This window comes from Shewanella sp. NKUCC01_JLK, from assembly GCF_019345615.1.
GTDB classification, from domain to species: domain Bacteria; phylum Pseudomonadota; class Gammaproteobacteria; order Enterobacterales; family Shewanellaceae; genus Shewanella; species Shewanella oncorhynchi.
This window is the reverse complement of record NZ_JAHKRD010000014.1, coordinates 13,714-34,538: the sequence shown is the minus strand read 5'-3', so window position 1 is coordinate 34,538 and position 20,825 is coordinate 13,714. Positions and strand designations below refer to the sequence as shown.

The 20,825-nt window shown below is 45.3% G+C and carries 24 protein-coding genes and 1 other RNA gene; 7 read left to right on the top strand and 18 right to left on the bottom strand.

What is annotated here, in order from left to right; all coding sequences use genetic code 11:
* Positions 1–22: 22 nt before the first annotated feature.
* The 5 genes from KO537_RS15610 to rsmI form a co-directional block, all read right to left on the bottom strand.
* Positions 23–277 (bottom strand): hypothetical protein, encoded by a 255-nt coding sequence (locus KO537_RS15610; protein WP_113941445.1) that lies wholly within the window; start codon positions 275–277, stop codon positions 23–25.
* Between the two features lie 11 nt (positions 278–288).
* On the bottom strand, positions 289–792 hold the full coding sequence (locus KO537_RS15605) for a hypothetical protein (RefSeq protein ID WP_219234833.1): 504 nt from the start codon (positions 790–792) through the stop codon (positions 289–291).
* Between the two features lie 9 nt (positions 793–801).
* The gene (locus KO537_RS15600) at positions 802–1,125 is read right to left on the bottom strand and encodes a DUF883 C-terminal domain-containing protein (protein ID WP_105250521.1); all 324 of its coding nucleotides are present in this window, start codon (positions 1,123–1,125) and stop codon (positions 802–804) included.
* A 372-nt stretch (positions 1,126–1,497) separates the two neighbouring features.
* Positions 1,498–1,849, bottom strand: an RNA gene (gene rnpB / locus KO537_RS15595) — RNase P RNA component class A.
* 65 nt (positions 1,850–1,914) lie between these two features.
* Positions 1,915–2,757, bottom strand: a complete 843-nt coding sequence (gene rsmI / locus KO537_RS15590; RefSeq protein ID WP_105250522.1) for a 16S rRNA (cytidine(1402)-2'-O)-methyltransferase — start codon at positions 2,755–2,757, stop codon at positions 1,915–1,917.
* A gap of 88 nt (positions 2,758–2,845) precedes the next feature.
* Here rsmI and KO537_RS15585 point away from each other — a divergent pair, with 88 nt between their 5' ends.
* The 4 genes from KO537_RS15585 to dolP all read left to right on the top strand — a co-directional run bounded on the left by KO537_RS15585 (position 2,846) and on the right by dolP (position 6,335).
* The gene (locus KO537_RS15585) at positions 2,846–4,747 is read left to right on the top strand and encodes a penicillin-binding protein activator (RefSeq protein ID WP_219234831.1); all 1,902 of its coding nucleotides are present in this window, start codon (positions 2,846–2,848) and stop codon (positions 4,745–4,747) included.
* Positions 4,744–5,070, top strand: a complete 327-nt coding sequence (locus tag KO537_RS15580) for a YraN family protein (protein ID WP_105250524.1) — start codon at positions 4,744–4,746, stop codon at positions 5,068–5,070. Before KO537_RS15585 ends, KO537_RS15580 begins: the two co-directional genes overlap by 4 nt.
* A gap of 108 nt (positions 5,071–5,178) precedes the next feature.
* Positions 5,179–5,772 carry a phosphoheptose isomerase gene (locus KO537_RS15575; protein ID WP_105250525.1) on the top strand — a complete coding sequence of 198 codons (594 nt, stop codon included), beginning with the start codon at positions 5,179–5,181 and terminating at the stop codon, positions 5,770–5,772.
* Positions 5,769–6,335, top strand: coding sequence for a division/outer membrane stress-associated lipid-binding lipoprotein (dolP, locus tag KO537_RS15570; RefSeq protein WP_105250526.1), 567 nt, complete (start codon positions 5,769–5,771; stop codon positions 6,333–6,335). The genes KO537_RS15575 and dolP overlap by 4 nt, the downstream gene beginning before the upstream one ends.
* A 75-nt stretch (positions 6,336–6,410) precedes the next feature.
* Here the strand turns inward: dolP and KO537_RS15565 are convergent, their stop codons facing one another.
* Positions 6,411–7,295, bottom strand: a complete 885-nt coding sequence (locus KO537_RS15565) for a DMT family transporter (RefSeq protein WP_131525400.1) — start codon at positions 7,293–7,295, stop codon at positions 6,411–6,413.
* 120 nt (positions 7,296–7,415) lie between these two features.
* Here KO537_RS15565 and KO537_RS15560 point away from each other — a divergent pair, with 120 nt between their 5' ends.
* Positions 7,416–8,288 carry a LysR substrate-binding domain-containing protein gene (locus tag KO537_RS15560; RefSeq protein ID WP_219234829.1) on the top strand — a complete coding sequence of 291 codons (873 nt, stop codon included), beginning with the start codon at positions 7,416–7,418 and terminating at the stop codon, positions 8,286–8,288.
* Between the two features lie 61 nt (positions 8,289–8,349).
* Here the strand turns inward: KO537_RS15560 and trpS are convergent, their stop codons facing one another.
* From trpS to rpe, 3 genes are all read right to left on the bottom strand, one after another.
* Positions 8,350–9,348: a tryptophan--tRNA ligase gene (gene trpS, locus KO537_RS15555; protein ID WP_219234827.1), complete on the bottom strand. Its 999-nt coding sequence runs from the start codon at positions 9,346–9,348 to the stop codon at positions 8,350–8,352.
* 68 nt (positions 9,349–9,416) lie between these two features.
* Complete coding sequence (locus KO537_RS15550; RefSeq protein ID WP_173248102.1) at positions 9,417–10,094, bottom strand: phosphoglycolate phosphatase; 678 nt, start codon at positions 10,092–10,094, stop codon at positions 9,417–9,419.
* A 2-nt stretch (positions 10,095–10,096) separates the two neighbouring features.
* The gene (gene rpe / locus KO537_RS15545; protein ID WP_219234824.1) at positions 10,097–10,771 is read right to left on the bottom strand and encodes a ribulose-phosphate 3-epimerase; all 675 of its coding nucleotides are present in this window, start codon (positions 10,769–10,771) and stop codon (positions 10,097–10,099) included.
* 276 nt (positions 10,772–11,047) lie between these two features.
* Here rpe and KO537_RS15540 point away from each other — a divergent pair, with 276 nt between their 5' ends.
* Both KO537_RS15540 and KO537_RS15535 read left to right on the top strand, forming a co-directional pair.
* Positions 11,048–11,413, top strand: coding sequence for a hypothetical protein (locus KO537_RS15540; protein WP_105250531.1), 366 nt, complete (start codon positions 11,048–11,050; stop codon positions 11,411–11,413).
* Positions 11,413–11,598, top strand: a complete 186-nt coding sequence (locus KO537_RS15535; protein ID WP_105250532.1) for a DUF2970 domain-containing protein — start codon at positions 11,413–11,415, stop codon at positions 11,596–11,598. The genes KO537_RS15540 and KO537_RS15535 overlap by 1 nt, the downstream gene beginning before the upstream one ends.
* Before the next feature lie 18 nt (positions 11,599–11,616).
* Here KO537_RS15535 and KO537_RS15530 read toward each other — a convergent pair whose 3' ends face one another.
* The 9 genes from KO537_RS15530 to KO537_RS15490 all read right to left on the bottom strand — a co-directional run bounded on the left by KO537_RS15530 (position 11,617) and on the right by KO537_RS15490 (position 20,637).
* Complete coding sequence (locus KO537_RS15530; protein ID WP_131525404.1) at positions 11,617–12,456, bottom strand: Dam family site-specific DNA-(adenine-N6)-methyltransferase; 840 nt, start codon at positions 12,454–12,456, stop codon at positions 11,617–11,619.
* 48 nt (positions 12,457–12,504) lie between these two features.
* On the bottom strand, positions 12,505–13,941 hold the full coding sequence (locus KO537_RS15525; RefSeq protein WP_219234823.1) for an AAA family ATPase: 1,437 nt from the start codon (positions 13,939–13,941) through the stop codon (positions 12,505–12,507).
* An 18-nt stretch (positions 13,942–13,959) separates the two neighbouring features.
* On the bottom strand, positions 13,960–15,036 hold the full coding sequence (gene aroB, locus KO537_RS15520; RefSeq protein ID WP_219234821.1) for a 3-dehydroquinate synthase: 1,077 nt from the start codon (positions 15,034–15,036) through the stop codon (positions 13,960–13,962).
* 9 nt (positions 15,037–15,045) lie between these two features.
* Entirely contained in the window at positions 15,046–15,561 is a 516-nt protein-coding gene (aroK, locus tag KO537_RS15515; RefSeq protein WP_006083542.1) for a shikimate kinase AroK, read from the bottom strand.
* 216 nt (positions 15,562–15,777) lie between these two features.
* On the bottom strand, positions 15,778–17,829 hold the full coding sequence (locus tag KO537_RS15510; protein ID WP_113941458.1) for a type IV pilus secretin PilQ family protein: 2,052 nt from the start codon (positions 17,827–17,829) through the stop codon (positions 15,778–15,780).
* A 21-nt stretch (positions 17,830–17,850) separates the two neighbouring features.
* Entirely contained in the window at positions 17,851–18,366 is a 516-nt protein-coding gene (locus tag KO537_RS15505) for a pilus assembly protein PilP (protein ID WP_105250537.1), read from the bottom strand.
* Entirely contained in the window at positions 18,366–18,989 is a 624-nt protein-coding gene (locus KO537_RS15500; RefSeq protein ID WP_105250538.1) for a type 4a pilus biogenesis protein PilO, read from the bottom strand. The genes KO537_RS15505 and KO537_RS15500 overlap by 1 nt, the downstream gene beginning before the upstream one ends.
* On the bottom strand, positions 18,986–19,570 hold the full coding sequence (locus KO537_RS15495; protein ID WP_105250539.1) for a PilN domain-containing protein: 585 nt from the start codon (positions 19,568–19,570) through the stop codon (positions 18,986–18,988). The genes KO537_RS15500 and KO537_RS15495 overlap by 4 nt, the downstream gene beginning before the upstream one ends.
* Positions 19,558–20,637 carry a pilus assembly protein PilM gene (locus tag KO537_RS15490; protein ID WP_105253014.1) on the bottom strand — a complete coding sequence of 360 codons (1,080 nt, stop codon included), beginning with the start codon at positions 20,635–20,637 and terminating at the stop codon, positions 19,558–19,560. Before KO537_RS15490 ends, KO537_RS15495 begins: the two co-directional genes overlap by 13 nt.
* Positions 20,638–20,825 lie beyond the last annotated feature (188 nt).

The window sequence follows — 20,825 nt, the reverse complement described above, 5'->3', positions numbered from 1 at the left end:
AATCACGGCATTTACATCATTCTCAAGCGATGAGTTTGGTAATCCAACGCAAGCCAAAAGTGCTACGCAGTAGTTTAACAGTGCTGTTGTGGCGCATTTGAAACAGGCAGCCAAGGCTAAAACTGACGATTAAACCTGGTGTCGACCCTATAAAATCACGACTGCTTTGCGCTAATTGTCGTTTCCTCATCAGTAACAAATCATGCTGCAACTGGCCTTGTTCCGTCAGCACAGTCAGCTTCAACTGCTGTTTTTTAAGTAACTGTTGAATTAGCATAGTCGCGCCTCCTATTTTTGATGTTCCGACTCTCGAGTCGAGAGCAAAAGCTGTAATTGCTGCCAAGTCTTCGAAAAGCCAGTTTGTGACAGCACATAGCCAAGGCTACGCCAACACCAAAGCAATAAAACAAACTGTAGCACCACCAAAGCGATCACCGAGGCCAATAACGAACCGCTCAATTGAAACAGCATATAGCCCAACAGCAATAAAATACTGCCCCAGAATAACGTAATGCCAGTACCAAAACAGACGACTAAAGCCGCAGCGATAATCAGGCTACGCCCTGTTAACTGCCATTCTGCCGTTGCTATTTTCCCGGCCAACTTCAACTGCTCGAGATAGGCTTGCTTCACTGAACTGCTAAGAACAGCTATTTCAGCCAGTTGCTCCATTGCCTGATCAATAACTTTATGCTGGGCAGCAGCTGATGCTGTCTGCCCAGTTTTGGCGGTTTGCGCACTATGCTGGACGGGCCTTTGTTCTGGCGCCTCTGACCTTGCACGGTTTTGCATAAATCCACCTTAGCGACGGCGCAATAAAGCCGTTAATACCACGCCAGCGGCAAAGGCAATCCCAGCAGTAGCCAATGGATTTTGCGCTGCCAACTCACGGGTTTTGCTATAAGAACTTTGCAGTTGTAATTTGATTTCCTCCTGCTTGAGCGCCAGAGTTTCCTGTGAGCTAGCTGCCGTTTTACGCAAAGTGTCTTCTGCAACTGCGGCTTTCTCTGCTACTACATCAACAGCATGGTGCGTCACTTCAGTTGCTTTCGCTGTTGTGGGTGAATTTAAAGCACCGCTATCTTTACTGTTAGTTTGTTCTGCTACGCTTTTTGAACTGGCCATAGAAAGCCTCCTTGGTGAACACTGTGCAATGCAACAAGATGCTGCACTTTGCGTACAAACCAATGCAATGGCTATACCAAACAATATAAATGCATAAAAACAAAAGGTTATAACTACTTTATTTCTATTAACTCTCTCAGTTAACGGTAGATGTTACCTGCATTGAGTAATTTTTACCTGCGACGAAGAAGGACTAAAAATAGCTATAATGGCGGCTAAACTGAAAGCTAAATAAGCGATAGACTGAAGGGACGGGAGAACGAGATAACTCTGATTTTTTAATGAGTTAATCAAATAAAATTTATCATTACTGTATAAATTAAAAAACAAAAAGCCCGTTTGTCATTACGACAAACGGGCTTTTTGTTGAATGAGGTGAGTTGGCCGATAAGCCGGGTCCTGTCTTGGACAGTCATTCATCTAGGCCTGCAATCGCTCACAGGCTCAAGCGACCTACCCGGTTCCAACGCGAGCCACGCCATACGGAACCCTATTTGGTCTTGCTCCGGGTGGAGTTTACCTTGCTACGAACTATTGCTAGCCGCACGGTGCGCTCTTACCGCACCCTTTCACCCTTACCGACCTGATAAATCAGGCAGGCGGTCTACTCTCTGTTGCACTTGTCGTCGGTTCGCACCGCCCAGGCGTTACCTGGCACCCCGCTCTTTGGAGCCCGGACTTTCCTCCCCGTTCTTGCGAACGCGGCGACTGTCTGGCCAACTCGGCGCGGATTATAGCCTAAGCCCCCCTGATGCACCACAGATAATCCGCTCGTAACCGTTTTAGCGCTTATAAATCAGACTCTAGGCCGTATTTGTACAGAGCGTTCTTTTTAAGTCCATGAATTTGCGCGGCAATTGCTGCAGCTTTCTTCAATGGCAATTCCTCACATAAGAGTTTGAGCGTATTAATGGCGACGGTGGGAATTGCTTCGTCATCACTCAAATGGTAGCCATGCACCATAAGCACGATTTCACCCTTCTGCTGATTCGGGTCAGTACTTACGGTGGCAAGCACCTCTGAGACAGGACCAGATAAAAAAGTTTCGAAGGTTTTGGTTACTTCACGCGCCATGACGACATGGCGTTCGCCACCAAGTACTTCAACCATAGTCGTTAGACTGTGCTCGATGCGATGGGGTGATTCATAAAATATCAGCGTGCGCGGATCTTCTTTCAGTGCCAATAACTTATCAGCGCGGGCTTTTTCTTTAGAGGGCAGAAAACCTTCGAAAGAAAAACGGTCCGATGGCAAACCCGAGGCGCTCAGGGCGGTAATTGCCGCGCAAGGGCCGGGCAAGGGGATCACATTAAACCCAGATTGGCGCACATGGGAGACCAAGTGATAACCCGGATCGGAAATCAACGGGGTACCCGCATCTGAAATTAATGCAATTGACAACCCAGCTGCAAGCTGATCAACAATCCACTGGGCACGAGCACGCTCGTTATGATCATGCAGCGCCGTAGTTTTTGTAGTAATACCAAAGTGGCTCAATAACTTACCGCTGTGGCGAGTATCTTCACAGGCGATCAATGAAACCTGATTCAGCACCTCTATTGCCCGTGAGCTCATATCGCCCAAATTACCTATGGGAGTAGGAACTATGTAGAGTGCGACGCTTTGGTCCATATATACCTCTGTAATGACAGTGCCAAGACTTTCGTCAAGCGCGAGAGAAGGTTAAACTAGAGGCTGCATCTTACCAGAGTGAAGCCCAGTGTTAAAAAGCCTGAATACAACTAAGTTCGTTTCCGTGGCCATTTTATCGGTAATCTTGGCGGGTTGTGGCACTTCAACGCCCACCTCGACCGGAACTGCACCCACAGTGGCCACCTCTTTAGCATCTGCACCTTTGTCGGCCAATGTGTATTTGGCACAAGCCGCCAATAGCAAAGATCCGCAGCAGCGCGATACTAATCTGCTGCTCGCAGCCCATGCCTACATCAATGCCAACGACTACGCAGCTGCGCAGAAGCTACTAAAATCGATACAGCCAAGCTTGAATCAGAGCCCAACATTTCTGGCCGAACATAAATACTTGACCGCGCGCGTGCTTGAACACACGTCCACCTATAGTGATGCACTTAAAGTTCTGAATTATCCAAGCAATTGGAGTTTGCCAAGCTGGCAGATGACGGCTTATCACCAATTCAAGGCGCATTTATATCAATTGAATAAACAGCCTATTGAGCAAGTGCGTGAACTGAGTTTACTGACGACTTACTTGCCCCCCGCCCAAGCCAACGAGGTGAATAACGCGATTTGGCAAGTTCTGCAACCAATGCACGAACAAACCTTAAAAGCCTTTACCCAAGATGCTAAGACTCCTGTGTTTACGGGTTGGTTGCAATTGGCTTATATCGCGAAACATTATGCTGTCGATCCGACACAGTTAGTACGCTACTTAGGCGAATGGCAGAAACAAAATCCTTATCATCCTGCAGCGGCTAAGCTGCCCGCCGATCTTGACAGAGCCTTAAACGCTAAGCCATTTACGCCAAAAAACATTGCTGTGCTGTTGCCGCTGACGGGTCCAAGAGCTAACGCTGCCAATGCAATTCGCCAAGGCATATTAGCCAGTTACATGGCCAAGCAAAATGACCAAGTCGCAGTCAACTTTTATGACACGGCAAACGATGCTGCCAGCGCTTACCAACAGGCGCTAACTGCGGGAGCCGAATTTATTATTGGCCCATTATTGCCTACTGAAATTGAACAACTGCAAGTGATCAATGCGGCAAACACAGCCGTCACTAATACGGTGACTAATACTGCTAACCCAGACAAAACGGCCAATACAGCAACAGCACCTGCTGCGCCTGTACCACAACTATTCTTAAATCAAGTTGATAAGTTCACCCCCGATCCGAATAGGTTCTACTTTGCATTATCTCCCGCACAAGAGGCGGCCGATGCGGCGGAGCATTTATATCAAGATGGCGTAACTATGCCGTTACTGCTCGCCAGTAACGATGCCCTTGGCAAACGCATGGCCGAAAGCTTTATTCAAGCATGGAAAAAGAAGAGCGATAACCCTGTCGAAGTTCACTACTTCGATGGCGGTGATAAAATGCGCACCACAGTACAAGATGCCCTTGGCGTGCGCGATAGCCAAGAGCGGATCGCCCGTATTAAAGAGCTGTTAGGCAATTCAGTACAAGCCGACTTCCGTTCACGCCAAGATATTGATGCCATTTATATGATTTCAACGCCACAGGATCTAACCCTGCTCAAGGCCTTTATCGACGTCAACTTTAGCGTTTTCACACAACCTGTGCCTTTATATACCTCAAGCCGCAGCCGAGTTGAAAATGAAAGCACACAAACGGCGCAGGATTTAAATAACCTGACCCTAAGCGACGCACCTTGGCTAATGCAAAACGGCGAAGAAAATCTGATGGTCAACACACTATTTTCGGGCTGGAATAACAGTCAGAAACGTTTGTTTGTTATGGGTTATGATGCAATGGATTTGATCGGCCGTTTGGCGCAAATGCGCTCATTCACGGGTTATCAATTCAATGGTCGCAGTGGTGCTTTATCTGTCAGTCCAGATGGCATAGTCAACCGCCAATTAAGCTGGGGACGTTATGAAAGAGGTAGCTTCCGCCAGTTATGACACTCGGACAGCAGGCAGAATCGCACGCCCAACGTTACCTTGAACAACAAGGCTTAACTTTTGTCGAACGTAATGTCCGCTATCCGTTTGGGGAAATTGATTTAATCATGCGCCATAAAAACCATTGGGTATTTGTCGAAGTGAAGTATCGTTCGGCAAATCAATATGGCGGCGCATTACAGGCCTTAAGCAGCGCGCAGATTTCGCGAATTCGCAAAGCGGCTAGCCACTATTTACAACTCAATAGACTCGATGTGCCCTGTCGTTTCGATGTCATCGCCATGGAAGCCGATCAAATTCATTGGCTGGTCGATGCCTTTTAAGCGCCAATAGTGAAAGAGTGACTACACAAATTATTTTAACGTCTGTGCCTCAACACGCTTGTGGAAATATGGCATGATAGCAACACTTTATCCTGAAAGGATTTATCCATGTTAGAACGCATTAAAGACAGCTTTACTGAATCTATCCAGACAAAAATCGATGCAGCCGAAGCACTGCCAGAATCCATCGCCAAAGCGGCCGAGATGATGGTGCACTGTCTTTTGGGTGGCAATAAAATCCTTGCTTGCGGTAACGGCGGCAGTGCTGGTGATGCGCAACATTTCTCAGCAGAACTGCTAAACCGCTACGAGATTGAGCGTCCACCCTTACCAGCCATCGCTCTGTCTACCGATACTTCAACCATCACAGCTATCGCCAACGACTATAGCTATGATGAGATTTTCTCAAAACAGATTTTTGCCTTAGGTCAACCGGGCGACATTCTGCTAGCAATCTCGACCAGTGGTAACTCAGGTAACGTGATTAAAGCCATTGAAGCCGCATTAAGCCGCGACATGACTATCGTAGCGCTAACAGGTAAAGATGGCGGCGCTATGGCTGGCCTACTGAGCGTGAACGATGTGGAAATCCGCGTACCTTCAAATGTCACTGCACGTATCCAAGAAGTGCACCTACTGGTGATCCATTGCCTGTGTGACAATATTGACCGCACCCTCTTCCCACAGGACGAGCAGCAATGAGACACGCTGCCCCGCTGTTAATGGTTTGCTTGCTGCTTCAAGGCTGCGCCGGTGCCGTTATGGTGGGCGCAGTCAGTGGCGCTATGATGGCCAACGACGAACGTACTGTTAAGACTCAGCTTGATGATACCAATACCGATTTTAAGATCACCAGCGCACTGCTAGAGCAAGAAGATCTTAAAAAACAAACGAATATCACAGGTGTATCCGTCAATGGCAATGTACTTATGATAGGCCAAGCCCCTAACTCTACGTTAAGGGATAAAGCCATCAAGGTCGTACAAGATCTTAAGCTCGGCGGCAAAATACATAATCAAATCCGCATTGGCAATCCAACCTCTTTCACCACCCGCAGCAATGACACTTGGGTTACAACCAAAGTGAAGGGCCGCATGCTGAACGAAAAAGATTTGGATGTGACTCGCATTAAAGTCATCACTGAAAATGGTGAAGTCTTCCTGCTGGGGGTTATTCATCGCTCACAAGCAGACTTAGCTGTTGATATCGCCCGTAATACTGCTGGCGTGCGTAAAGTGGTGAAAGTATTTGAGTATGCTAAGTAATTTTGCAGTTTACCTATTTAAAACTTGAGCCTAAGTGGTGAGCTAACTCGCCCACTTAGGCTTTAACCCTCGCGGTTATTTTCCCGTGAGTGTATCTGCTATCTTAGGTGCCGATTTTGATAGGAGCGATCCTAGCCAAGGTAAAAACAACGAAGGCAATACGATTAAGGCGGCACCGAGCCAACTTAAGTTATCCAACCATTCATCGAACAACAACCAGCCTAAAAAGACAATAAACAACAAGCCTGTGTATTCCGCAATCGCGATATCACTCGCCTGGGCCTTGCGGTAAGCCAACACACAAAACCAGTGATAAACCAATAAAAATGCGTTGCTCAGCAAGGCCACGCCCACAAGCTCCCAACTCAAACCCTCAATCCCCTGAAACGCTGCAATCACTAACGTTGCCGGAATACCCAGCAAGTTATATAGCATTAGCGTTAGCACGGGATGCTCAGCATGGGGTACTTTTTTAAGTGCTAACTGATTCACTGCAAAGGTAAAAGCAGAAAACAGCACAGCAATGCCGTACCAGTTCATTTCACTCGGTCGCAGGATAATCAAGATGCCGACAAAACCTAAGCCAGTACAGATTGTCTGAGCAGCGGTGATCCTCTCGCTCAGGAAGAAATACCCCATCAAAATAATCATTAGCGGTGCGGAGTAAAACAATGAGCTAACTGTCGCGAGCGGTAATGCCATTAAGCCAATAATTAAAAAAAGCGCGCCAACTGAGCCAATGTTGGCACGCCAAAGGTGAACTGAGATATGTGTCGTCATCGGACGCTGCGAATACAGCCACACTGGCAACAACATAAATACTGAAGAGATTTGCCTGACAAGGAGGAAAGTCGAGGCACTCGCATCGTCCGGTAACCACTTGATCGACACATCATAGAAGGCACTGAATAGGTTACCTACTATCAATAAAATCAAACCAATAACTACTGGGCGTTGCATTTTTTAACATCCATAAATCTCAATGGCGGCATGATAATCCTCGCAAAACTTAAGCTGAAATGATGCTTTCTCATGCTAGATGAATTAAATTCATACTAAAGCCTTTAGATATTGAAAATCATGAGAAAGCTCCCGCCATTACGCGCTCTACAAGTGTTTGAAGCTGCCGCCAGACAGCAGCATTTTTCTAAGGCCGCCGATGAACTGTGCATCACCCAAAGTGCAGTGTCGCACCAAGTGCGAGTATTAGAAGAGTATTTTGGCGAGCAACTGTTCGACCGTCAGGGGCGTAAACTGCAGTTAACGCCTAAGGGGCACGGACTATTTCTAGAGTTAGAGCGGATATTCAACGAGTTAAGCGACCTCAACTTGAAAGTACGCGATACGCCAAATCAACAACTCTGCCTGGCCGTTTACAGCTCATTTTCAGTAAAATGGTTGATCCCAAGACTCGCCGATTTTCGCCGCCAATATCCGAGCGTGAAAATCCGCCTCGAGATGATCACCCAAGATCCTGATCTAAGCACCAGCACCGCGGATATCTTCATCGCCGGTAAGCTAAATCAACGTGGTTATTGGCAACAGTTACTGCACAAAGAGCGTTTAATTCCTGTATGCAGCCCCAGTTTTTACCTTAAATGGCGCGATATAAGCCTGAGTAATTTCCAGCAACAAGCTCTGCTGGTGGTTGATGAAGGACCATTAGGGCTCGACTGGCACAAGTGGTCATCGGCGCACCAAATACCACTCGATAACGAACAACAGCATGTGTTTAGTCATATTGTGATGGCGATTGAAGCGGCGATTGCTGGCCAAGGCTTAGCCCTAGCGCCGGACTTTATGGTGGCTGGCGATATCACAACGGGGCGTTTAGTCACCTTGAATCTGCCCGATGTACATACCGGATTTGAATTTACCTTCTTTTGTAAGCAACGCCGTTTATCAGAACCTGCGATTGCCGCTTTCTCATCTTGGCTAAAATCACAGGCTTAGGATGAATTTACAGGCACAAAAAAGCCGACGCGAACGTCGGCTTAATTTATCGATCGATTGATTACACTAACAAACCAATCTTCTCATACACTTTCTTCAGGGTCACTTCGGCGCGCGCCTGCGCACTCTGTGCACCAGCTTTCATCACTTGGTCTAAGTAAGCGCGATCGCTACGAATCGCGCGGTAACACTCTTGCAGTGGCTCTAACATGCTCACAACCGCTTCACCTGCTGCACCTTTCAAATGACCATACATCTTGCCTTCAAACTCGGCTTCTAGGCTCGCAATGCTTTGCCCTGTCACACCCGACATGAGACTCAGCAGGTTAGAAACACCCGGTTTATTATCCACATCAAAACGCACGACTGGCGGCTCATCACTGTCTGTCATGGCTTTTTTCAGCTTCTTCAGCACTGATTTCGGATCTTCTAGCAGGCCGATAACGTTATTACGGTTATCGTCTGACTTAGACATCTTCTTTAGCGGCTCCTGCAGCGACATGACTTTAGCGCCAAGTTCAGGAATAAACGGCTCAGGAATGGTGAAAGTATCACCATAGGCATTGTTAAAGCGAGTAGCGATATCACGCGTTAACTCAAGGTGTTGCTTCTGATCTTGGCCAACGGGGATTTCGTTCGCTTGATAAATCAGAATATCCGCCGCCATCAACACTGGGTAGCCAAATAAACCCACGTTGATGTTGTTGGCGTGCTTTTGTGATTTATCTTTAAACTGAGTCATGCGGCTCAACTCACCCATTTGGGTATAGCAGTTTAATGCCCAACCCAATTGCGTATGTTGTGGCACCTGTGACTGGATAAACACTGTACTCTTTTTAGGATCGACGCCACAGGCCAAATACAGGGCTAAGGTATCTAAACACGCTTCGCGCAACGCTTTAGGATCTTGGCGCACAGTAATGGCATGCAAATCAACTACACAATACAGGCAGTCGTGGCTATCTTGCATCGCAACCCATTGACGCAATGCACCCATGTAGTTACCTATGGTTAATTCGCCGGACGGCTGTGCACCGCTGAGTACTATGGGTTTGGTCATTACGTCATTGCTCCACTATCTATATATAAAAAGACTAAAAAAATCGACTAAAAAACAGGTAACCCCCATTACTTGGTAGGTTTTACCCAGTTCAGAATCTCACTAAATTGCTCACATACGGCATCTGGGCCACTGAGCCCAATATCTTCACCGTAGTTGTAGCCGTAGGTCAAGCCGATTGACGCTATCCCAGCCGCTTTCGCCGCTAAAATGTCGTTTTTAGAATCGCCGACCATCAATAACTCAGTTTTCTCCAATTGCCACTCATGCAATAAATGCTGCAGCGGCAAAGGGTCGGGCTTCATCTTAGCTAAGGTATCGCCACCTAACACTAAGCTGAAAAAGTCGTTAATCCCAAAAGCATTGAGTAATGGCATGGTAAAACGATAGGGTTTATTGGTGACAACCGCTAACTTAAAGCCTGCATCAAACAAAGTTTGCAGCACTTGATGCACGTCGCTATACAGCGCACTGTGCTTTTCAAGATTTTCTTGATAATGATGCATAAAAATCGGCATAGCCGCATCAAGGGTTGTTTGCTCAACATCCGTACCCAAAGTATGACTCATAGCACGGCGCATCAACATCTCTGCACCGTTACCGACCCAAGTACGAACTTGCGCCTCAGAGCAGCTCTTCAAACCTAACTCGGCTAAGGCTTCCTGCGTAGCAACGGTTAGGTCAGGCACACTGTCGATCAGCGTGCCATCAAGATCAAACGCTATCGCTTTAATCTTATCCCACATGGCTATGCCCCAACTTTAGCAAGTTCGGCACGCATCTCATCAACAACGGCCTTATAATCGGGCTTGCCGAAAATAGCCGAGCCCGCAACAAACATGTCCGCACCCGCCGCAGCGATTTCGGCGATATTGTCGACCTTAACGCCGCCATCGACTTCTAAACGAATATCAAAACCACTGACATCAATACGCGCACGCACTTGGCGCAGCTTATCTAAGGTTGATGGAATAAAGGATTGACCACCAAAACCAGGGTTCACTGACATCAATAGGATCACGTCGAGTTTATCCATCACATGGTCAAGATAATGCAGTGGTGTCGCAGGGTTAAACACGAGACCCGCCTTACAACCGCACTCTTTGATGAGCTGAAGTGTGCGATCGACGTGCTCAGAGGCTTCTGGGTGGAAAGTAATAATAGACGCGCCCGCTTTAGCAAAATCAGGCACGATACGGTCAACCGGCTTGACCATCAAATGCACATCAATATCAGCGGTAATCCCATAGTTACGCAGTGCTTGGCACACCATAGGGCCAATCGTTAAGTTAGGAACATAGTGATTATCCATCACATCAAAATGTACTACGTCGGTTCCCGCATCTAACACAGCTTTTACATCGTCACCCAAACGGGCAAAATCGGCAGATAAAATTGATGGAGCAATCAAGAATGGACGCATAAAACACTCGCTGCTATTTGGATAAAAAGTGCCTTATTTTACCCTGAGCCAAGCTAAGCCTCTATAGCTAAAGCCACATTTCTGGCAATTGATCCGCTGTGCCTATGTCAGCAAAGCAGCACACTCTGCAGCTATCGCAGTAAATTGGGGCTTAGATTCGGTAAAATAAGCTAATATTTCCGAGCATTTTGGCTGGAATTGATAATTTTTTGTTCATAAACTAAGCGAGTTTGTTATACTCGAGGCGCAGTGCTGGTTCATTCCAAAGGAAGCGTTATGATGGAGCGGTTTAGTCAGTTTTCACACTATGTTAGGTCGGTGACATTTAAGTCATCTATGATGTTGGCATTTACTGCAGTTGTAGTGGCCACGCTAGCTTTTGGCGTTGAAAAACTTACGGAAAATACCGAAACTGCATCTTGCGCTTGTAGCAATGACACTCGTTACAACAATGCACTGCCCAGTAGCCACCCTAATAATCGCTGCGCCGATCAAGCACAAACCTTAAGCTGGAAAACGTGGCTTACAGGTAAAAACCGTTCGAGTCAGTTCCACTTTGTCGATCTACTTGAACTATTACATGGTCATCAAGATAAACCTATGGATGATCTCAAGCCCACTACGTCGCATCTCGCCTATTAATGCTTAGCCGCATTTGGCAAGTATTCCACAGTACCGTTGCCGCTTTTTTCGGGGTACAAACTAGCGAAAATCGTAAAAAAGATTTTCAAACCAGTTCCCCATTGCCCTACATAGTGATGGGCATAGTGTTAGCTGTCATCTTAGTGGCAAGTCTGATGTTTCTCGTAGGACAAGTGCTTAGCTAAACGTTATTTATGTTGAAACTAGTCGTCTTTTGGATCGTAGTTTTCATCATATAACGCCATCAACTCATCCACTTTGTTACGACCACTGCCGTTTTGGCTAATGTTGCGTTGCACTTGAATTTTCGCTAAATGCGCGCCGCGATATAACTCGCGAGTTAATGGAATATCGTGATTACTAATCAATACCGGAATACCACGCTCTAACGCGGTATGGCGCGAATGACGAGCCAGCAGTGCTTGATCGTCTAAACTAAAACCGGCACCAACATATGTCGTGAAACTGGATGTAGTAGATAACGGTGCGTAAGGTGGATCGCAATAGATAACATCGCCACTGCGTGTCTGCTCAAAGGCTTTTTCGTAACCAATGCATTTAAACTCAGCACGTTGCGCTTTTTCAGAAAAGGCCCAGATTTCCTTTTCGGGGAAATAAGGTTTTTTATAGGAACCAAAGGGCACATTGAAGCCACCCTTACGGTTATAACGGCATAAGCCATTAAAACCATGGCGATTTAAATAAAGAAAATACACAGAACGCTGGAAAGGGTCGCGACATTTATTAAAATCGGTCCGCACCTGATAGTAAGCTTCCTTTTGGTTCATCTCATCGACAAACAATGCTTTAGCTGCGGCAATGTATGCTTCTGGTTGATGCTTCACTATCTGATATAACTCGATCAAGTCTTGATTAATGTCACAGAGCAGGTAGCTAGGATAATCCGTATTCAAGAAAACGGATCCTGCACCCACAAACGGCTCGACCAAACGGTCTCCTGCGGGTAAATAACTGGCTAAATCATCCACCAATTTAAATTTACCGCCAGCCCACTTAAGGAAGGCTCTGTGTTTTTTTATCATTTAACTTGATGAATGCCGACAAAAATAAAGGCCATGATTGTACTCTGTTTATTCTGAAATTTCACGATTTGAGAGACTTTCTTCTACTTGATAATCTTTCAAATCGGCCCATTTTCTGACCCAAGGTTGCTCAAAACGATACTCCTTAACCAATTGCGCCGCCGCATTCGAAGCCAATTTGCTACTGCTGTAGTGACCAACGAGGACAACCCATCGCTGTTTATACTTTGCGACTCGAACGCCCTCGACATTCTCAAGACTCTTTAATGTCGAACGCAGGGTATCTAGCTGAGCAACACTCGCTATTTGTACTGTATAACCTTTGAGTGGCTTTTGCGGTTCCAAAACTGTTTTATCAACCTTTGCAGCCTCTGGCGCTGGAGACTGGACATCTACTGTTTTAGATTGAAGCTCTGCATCCACAGTTGGCTCATCACCACCAAAAGACTTGCTACTCACTTCACCAACGATCACTAAGGCTGCATCATCAGGCTCAGGATGTGGTGCCTCACCATGGAATTCACTTAATGGATCGACAGCCGGTTCTGTTTTGGCTTTGGATGTATCTAGTTCGTTAACTGTCACGGGTACGGCGGCAAACTTTAATTGATCAGCGCGCAGAGCAAAATAGGGGGCTAAGATTTTTTGCCCATAGGACAAGAAAACGGGGGAATCTATCGCAGGAAAAGTCGCAGCCTCTAGGGCTTGCTTTTCAGAAAATGGTTGAGTAACACCAAGCCAAATACCTAGCGCTAACAACATGCTCACAGCTGTCACCACCACAGCTTTATATTTCACCCAAGAAGATGTTTTCTCTTGCGGACTATGCAAGGCTTTATCTAACAGATTGACCACTTCTTGCGGCGTACCCGTTTGCTTCTCAAGCTGACTGCGTACGATTTCCCTTGGCGTAAAAGGGTTTTGATCGCTGTATCTCAGCAATGTTTGATACAAAGCTTCACGCTCTGGCATGGTTAACGGCTCAATACTGATAGGCAATATTTGCCGCCGCAATTGCTCGGGTAATTGTGGCAATAGGTCCGCTAAGAATGCCGGTGGAACCGTGAGCGTGACGGCAATATTCTTACCCGCACACTGGATCTGATTGAGAATAATACACTCAGCCCAGAGCGCCTTAGGTAATAAATGCGCATCATCGATAATAATATGTAAAGGTTTAGTTTGCGTGCTCGCAAGCCGCAACAGAGTATCGGCGAGGGGAATGTCGTCGTCAAAAATAGGGGATGAAATTAGCTGGACTAGAATTTTGCGGCGTATCTCAGCGTTATCGGCATGCATAGGACAAATCACAAATGCCGCATTTGACTCGTCAAAATCGGTCGCTAATCCGGTAACTAAGGTCGTTTTTCCTGAACCGCTGACACCAGAAAGCACCAGCAGCTGATCGCTATAACTGGCAACATGATGCATTCTTTGTATGAGGGCTTCCTGAGAAGGAAGCAAGACAGAACCCTGAAACGTCACTCGCCCACCACACAGTTTTTATGCGCAGCGAATAACCTGTTCAAGGGTAGATTCTGTGACTTGACTAAACACATCCGCGCGGCCTATTGCCGTTGGGAGCACCAGTCGAATCTGACCGCCTAAAACTTTTTTATCGCGTCGCATATGTTGAATGAAACTGTCGAAATCCATAGATTCCGGCGCACTCACTGGAAGATCAAAAGCTTGCAGTAACTGTATGATACGACAAACTATTGACTCATCGATAAGCCCCAGTGCCTTAGCTGTTTTAGCAGCAAGGACTGTGCCAGCTGACACGGCTTCACCATGCAGCCAATTACCGTAGCCCATTTCGGCTTCAATCGCGTGACCAAAGGTATGACCCAGATTCAACAAAGCACGCACGCCCTGCTCAGTTTCATCTTGGCTAACCACATCGGCTTTAATCTCACAGCAACGAGAGATAGCATAACCTAATGCTTCGGCATCTAAGGTTTTTAGCGCCGTTACATTATCTTCAAGCCATTGAAAAAAATCAGCATCCCACATGATGCCATACTTGATGACTTCCGCCATTCCCGCCGCAAACTCGCGCGCTGGAAGCGTATGTAAACATAAAGTATCGATAAGCACGATTTGTGGCTGATAAAAGGCCCCAATCATGTTTTTACCAAGAGGATGGTTAACAGCCGTTTTACCGCCGACGGAAGAATCCACCTGCGACAATAAAGTTGTCGGAATTTGAATAAAATCGATCCCACGTTGATAACATGCCGCGGCAAAGCCCGTCATATCACCAATCACGCCGCCCCCCAAAGCCACCAGCACAGAATCTCGACCATAGTTTTGCTGCAGCAATGCAGTAAAAATAGTATCTAGATGTGCTAAGTCTTTGAATTGTTCGCCATCGGGAAGGATAACACTCTCTACCTCACCAAACGAAGCCATCGTCTCTTGTATCTGTTTAAGATACAAAGGCGCGACAGTTTCATTGGTGACGATAAGAATACGTTTTTTAAGCAGGTAGCGAGACAAAGTCTCGCCATCACTCATCAAATTCTGGCCAATGTAAATGGGATAACTACGTACACCTAAATCAACCTGAATTTGCTTCATAAATTCTGCCTAAAAACCTAATTGCTCAATGATCTGATTTGCGACGATCTTTGCGCTTTGATCATCGGTTTTGACAATCACATCGGCAATTTCTTCGTACAATGGATTACGGATCTCTGCAAGATTCTCCAACACTTCTCGAGGATCATCCACTTGCAATAATGGGCGTCGCTTGTCTCTTTGAGTACGAGCAACCTGTTTGTCGATAGTGGTTTCCAGGTAAACCACAATGCCACGAGCAGACAGATGATTACGGATATCTTTGCTTTGTACTGAACCACCACCGGTGGCAAGGACGATACCTTGTTTCTCAGACAAATCAGCAATAACCTGAGCTTCACGACGACGGAAGCCTTCTTCACCTTCGACGTCAAACACCCAAGCAATATCAGCGCCTGTGCGTTGTTCAATCTCTTGATCCGAATCGTGGAATTCTAAATGCAGCATTTGCGCCAGATGGCGACCAATTGTGCTTTTACCTGCGCCCATAGGGCCTACCAGAAAAATATTACGTTTTTCAGCCATTTCTTGTACGTCTGAATCTTATTGAAAAGTATGCCTATATCGACTCAACATCAAGCCGACCTATATGTTACCTTGCTCTTATGAGACTTGACCGAGGATTATCTCAGCTTAGGGTCTACTATGGCAAGCCATGTGCGCTATTTATGCAAAGAATTGTATTCCAGTAATAATAAAGCCAGCAATCACTGCTGGCTTTAGTCGATACATAGCAAGTGCTTAGATCTTCTCACCGACTATTTTGGGGGTTACGAAAATAAGTAGCTCTTGACGCTCATTTTTGTCTGTTGTGTTCCTAAACAGGAAACCGACTAAGGGAATGTCACCGAGAATAGGGACTTTACTCACCCGGCTGATCAAGTTTTGCTGATAAATACCACCAAGGACTATGGTTTCACCGTTATCAACTAGCACTTGAGTGCCAATACGTTGGGTATCGATGGCGACTGCGGGACCCGTTGGTGTGTCAACCGTCTTGCCCTGAGAGTCTTGGGTGATTTCCAAATCTAAAATAACGCGGTTATCAGGTGTAATTTGTGGAGTAACACGCAAGGACAACACGGCTTTCTTAAAAGTGACCGAGGTTGCACCACTTGAAGTCGACTGCACATAAGGGATCTCCACACCCTGCTCAATATAAGCCGCCTTTTGGTTAGAGGTAGTAATACGAGGGCTGGCGATAATTTCACCTTTATTTTCTTGCTCTAACGCACTCAATTCCAAATCAAGAATAGTACCATCTGCCAACTTAGCAACGTGGAATGCGATACTTGTTGGATTGGTCACTGCCGCAGGCAAATTAACGTTCAAACGCTGGTCAGGAGTTGGAATGATGCCGTTGGCAATACTCTGAGCACCTTCTAATGTACCAGAGGTTCCCTTACTGCCCTGCTGATCCGTTACGCCCCAACGTATGCCTAAGTCTTCAGAGACATCATCTTTGACTGTTACCATACGTGACTCGATCAGCACTTGACGAATAGGGATATCGAGTACTTCGACTAAACGATGGATGTTCTCAATCGTTTCTGCCGTATCTTTCACAAGTACAGTGTTGGTACGTTCATCGACCGCGACTGAGCCGCGTGGCGAGAGTAAACTAGAATCTGCGCTTTTAAGCAGCTCAGCAATATCGATCGCTTTGGCATAGTTAATTTGCAAGTACTCAGAATACAAAGGTGCTAGCTCTTTAACTTCTTGCCTATTTTTGAGATTTTGGCTTTCACGAATAGCCAACTCTTCGCTCGGTGCCACCATTAAGATGTTGCCTTCGATACGCTTATCTAGGCCTTTGGTTTGTAGAATCAAATCTAATGCTTGGTCCCAGGGCACATCATCCAATCTCAAGGTGATGTTGCCTTCAACAGTATCACTCGTGACTAAGTTAAAATTGTTATAGTCAGCAATGATCTGCAAAACAGTACGTACAGGGATATTTTGAAAGTTAAGCGACAAAGTACGGCCATTGTATTTTTTAACATCTTTCTTGGCGGCAACTCTCTCAACTTTATTCATCGAGAGTCTAAAGAGATTATCCTCTTGCTTGTAACTGAACTCATATTCCCCAGCAATATCAACTAAAATGCGCGTTGTTAGATCTTCTTTAAATGTCTCGAAGCTTTTTACTGGTGTTGAAAAATCTTTCACATCCATAACATAAAGCAGATCACTATTAATATCAGTGTTATATAACTTAACTTCGAGTTTAGCGCCCACTTGCTCAACGTTAACGGCAACCGAGCGGTTATTCAAATAGACTAATAACTCACCGCCACCATTTTCATTACGACGAAAATCGATATTTTTAATGCTGTTAACGAAGGGATTTTCTGCCTGAGTCTGAGCGCCTGCAACCTCATCATTAATAGTGAGTCGATATGAGTTGCCCATGACTGAACCTTGGTAAGGTTTCACTTTGGACATACCTAAGGTGACTTTAAGACGAGTATCTTGCTGCTCAGTCATCATGTCAGTTACACCGACTTGATTAATGGGTAAGCGATCCTTAGATAAACCAGAAATACTATTATCAAAGGTTAATACGAGCTCTGCAGGCGATGCATTAGAGTCAATAACTGGCGGAGTGACCGCTTCTTCAAATACCAACTCTAGCTCTAACTGATGGTCAACCAAGGCATGGTACTTAACATCCATTAATCGGTTTGCAGCATAACTCGATGGCAAAATTCCAAATACCAATGCGATCCCAATAACAGACTTGATTAAGCCTGAAGAAATTAACGGGACTTTTATCGCGGCAGAAGATTTCATTATTCCCTCATCCTTCGCTCGTTATTCTCCAGAAAGTTCTAAATTGCTCGTCCTTTCGGACCAACAACCTGAACCATCTGGAATTAATTCTACTACTTCGACATTTTGTGAAGTAACTTTAGAAATGCGTCCATTAAACAGACCTAAATACTCACCAACGCCCATCCGATAAACACTGCCGTCATTTGTTTCAACTAACGCCCAAGTTGTATCGGCTTCACTTAAGGTGCCACGCATTTTTAAATTATCTAAAGGATAAGTTTCTAATCGTCCTTTTCGACGCTTTAAGTCCGGTTGTAAACAATCTTTGCTGGTATCAACAACTTCTTCCGTTAACTCACGCGAAGGTGGTACAAAAGGGCTTCGCATTAACTCGGCTTGATAGGCAAAGTGCTCAAATCTTGGCGGCTCTTTCAAGGGCGGGATATGAGCAACGTGTTGCGCTTTGGTTGTAGTAACAAATAGCTCTAAATCACTACGATCGCCAACACAACCCATTAAAAAAAGACTCAAGGCTAACAAAGGTAAGAATTTCATTATTTCTTCCCCTTATTAGCAGGTTTTTCAGGCGGTAATTCAGCCCCTTCTTTAAAGCGGTATGTCTTGGCTAAGATATCCATTGCTAAGTTGCCGGCTTCGTCTCGCTTAATGGTGAAATCATGGAGGCTAACGATACGCGGCAGCTTAGCGACACCACTCACCATACTACCTAGCTGATGGTAATCTCCCGTCACAGACATTTTAATTGGAAACTCAATATAGAAATCCCGCTGAATTTCGGCCTCCCAATTCAAACTATTAATTTTGAGTCCTGCATCCGTAGCGACAAAAGTTAAATCGTCTAGCAAACCTGGCATTTCATTTTCAGAGGGCAGCATCTTCAGTAACTCTGCAAACTGCACTTCCATCGTCGCTAGCTGATCTCGGTAGAGTTTTAAATTTGCCGCAAGTTGATACTTATTCTTGAAATCATCTCTGAGCTGCACTTCTTTATCTTGCTCTGCGGTATAAATATCTACCGAATCGGAGACGACCAAGAAATATCCCGCAGCAAAAACACAGAGTGCTAAAAGGATCGCGAAAAAGGTTTTAACTTGATTTGGCCAACCACCAATATTTTCAAAGTCGATATCATTAAATTGACTTAGATCGAGTTTCATTTACTCGCTCCTTTTGTCATTTTCTCAGGCTCATCTACACTCGCGCCTTTAATAGTGACTCTCAAACTAAAACGCTGTAATTGCCGTAACTCTTCATTTTGGGTCACGATCGATTGCATATTAGGATCGGTTAACCATTCGGAAGTTTTCACTTTTCGCATCATGTTGGCGACGTTATTGTTCGATTCACTACGCCCTTCAATCAGCAACAAACTGCCCTTTTTCTCTAGGCTAGACAGATATATTCCTGGAGGTACAATTCGAACAAGCTCATCTAACACGTGAGTAGGCAAATTACGGGATTGCTGTAGATTAAGAATAATTTCTGTACGCCGCTCAATGTCTTTCTTACGTTCAGTAATTTTCTTGATCTCAGAAATTTGCGTTTCAAGCAGACTTATTTCCGATTGCAAATAAGCGTTACGTGCTTTTTGCTCATCTGTCATAACATCTAATAAAGATACTGCGACATAGACTAAAATCGCCGACGCTAAAAATACTGCCGCTAAAATACCAATATAGTCGCGCTTTTGTTTTTCTCTCGCCTCTTCTCGCCAGGGGAGTAGGTTTATGTTCGCCATTGACCGTAACTCCTCAATGCTAAGCCACAAGCAACCATATATTTGCTGATTGTAGGTTGCAGCGCACTTTTAACCGACTCATCGGCATGCAAACACCCTTGAAAAGGATCGGCGATAATAGTGTGAACACCCAATTCATTCGTCAGTAAATTAGCCATACCTTCTAATTTAGATGTTCCACCGCATAATACGAGGTAGTCGACTTTATCTTTACCGCTGGAAGTGCAATAAATCTGCAGCGTACGTTTTATTTGTTGTAATAGCTGAGTTTGAAAAGGTGACAAAACTTCAAACATATAATTTCGTGGTAAGTCGCCTTCAATCTTTGCTTTCTCAGCTTGATCATAAGACATGCCATAGAAGGATAATATTGACTGAGTAAATTGCTCACCACCGAAAGCTTGCTCACGAATAAAAGTCGTCTCACCCGATTCAACCACAGAGAAAGTCGTCATATTCGCGCCGATATCAACCATAGCGACGGCTTTATGTTTCGCTCCTTCTGGAAGCTGAGCCAGAATTAACTCGGCAGCTCGACCTAAAGCGTAACCTTCAACATCCACCACTTTAGCCTCAAGTTCCACGCTATCCAGCGCATCGACTCTGACATCAATATTATCAGTGCGGCATGCGCTCAACAGCACATCAACTTTAGTAGGATCGGTACTGTTTACGTTTAGCGTTTCAAAATCTATGCTGACTTCATCGAGTGAATACGGAATAAGGTTATCGGCTTCAATTTCTATCTGTGCTTCCATTTCTTCCTCACTAAGGGAGGCATCCATGTAGATCACTTTCGTCATCACAGCAGAACCCGAAACAGAAACAGCGGCATATTTAACGGATTTAGGTAGGCTACGTTTTATTTGCTTAAGGCATTCAACAACGGCATCAGCATCACGAATATCATGATCGTTAACGGCCCCCTTCTTAATGGGTACCGCGGCATGACTCAATATTTTGTATCCGTCAGCAGTCTTACTCAACAAAATGGCCTTAACTTCATGGGAACCGATATCGATTCCCACCATCTGCGGAGCCTGACGCTTCCATAAATTTGAAAGCATATCCATTGTCACTTTTTTATTTATATTTCAGTAAAAGAGATTAGCACAAAATCAACTTGTTATACTTACTTGTATCGAATGTTTCATCATTTTACAAATGCTATTTTGTGAGTCTCACGTTTTTACTTCACCAAGACGTGTGCGCCTTATATACTGTCGCACTTAACAGAACATTAGGATAAATTTTG